2 protein-coding genes are annotated in these 880 nt (G+C 45.3%); one reads left to right on the top strand and one right to left on the bottom strand.

Translation table 11 applies throughout. The features are described 5' to 3' along the window. Positions 1 to 260 (top strand): efflux RND transporter permease subunit (locus A3762_RS03520; protein ID WP_156493191.1); only part of this gene is annotated, 260 nt, incomplete at its 5' end. Positions 261 to 321: 61 nt separating this feature from the next. On the opposite strand, the gene A3762_RS03515 is transcribed toward A3762_RS03520, so the two are convergent. Beyond that, positions 322 to 880: SDR family oxidoreductase (locus tag A3762_RS03515; protein WP_156493190.1), on the bottom strand; the 559-nt coding region annotated here is incomplete at its 5' end.

Here is an 880-nt window from a genome sequence, read left to right as displayed (position 1 = left end):
AAAAAGAGGATCAAGGAATGGAACTGCTCGCTGCAACGCTCGAGGCAAGCAAGTTGCGTTTCCGACCGATCCTAATGACCTCTATTGCATTCATTATGGGTGTTGTGCCATTAGTTTTCTCAACAGGCGCTGGTGCAGAAATGCGCGAAGCAATGGGTGTGGCTGTATTTGCGGGCATGATCGGTGTGACGATCTTTGGCTTATTGCTGACACCACTGTTTTACGTGTTAGTGCGTAAGTGGTTTGGAAAGGCTTCTTAATAAATATTGGGGTCAGAGTACTTTTACTCTGACCCCATGAATTAATAAGCTTGTAGCTTGTTTAGAACTCCGCTCCCATAATCTTGTCGACGATTCTGTGGTAACTCTCTGGCAACCATCTGCCAGCCCAATCATAAAAATACGCATCTTTACCGATCAAGATTTTCATTTTCTTGCGTTTAACGCCTTTTAGAATGGTGCTAGCCGCTTGGTCTGGTGTCGTAAACGTTAAGCGATCAAATAGTGACTTTACGTCCTTATGTTCTTGTCCAGCGTTGGTGCCTCTATAGAATCGAGCGCTGTTCACAATGTTCGTTTTGATGCCACCTGGGTGCACTGTAATTGGAGTGACCGGTGTGTTCTTGAGTTCTAAGCGTAAGGCTTCGGTGTATCCTTTAACGGCAAATTTACTGGCGTTATAGGCGCCTTGTGTAGGAATGCCAACAAGACCGAAGACGCTAGAAATATTCACAATAGCGCCGTCGCTAGAGCGTTTTAATAACGGTAGAAAAGACTTTGTGCCGTAGACTACGCCCCAAAAGTTAATGTCCATCAGCCATTCGAAATCTTCGTAGCTTGTGTCTTCAACCGTTTGCATTAAGGCAACACCGGCGTTGTTG

The organism is Oleiphilus sp. HI0125 (genome assembly GCF_001635355.1).
Note: the sequence above shows the minus strand (reverse complement) of the source record. Positions and strands in the feature narration are given on the sequence as shown.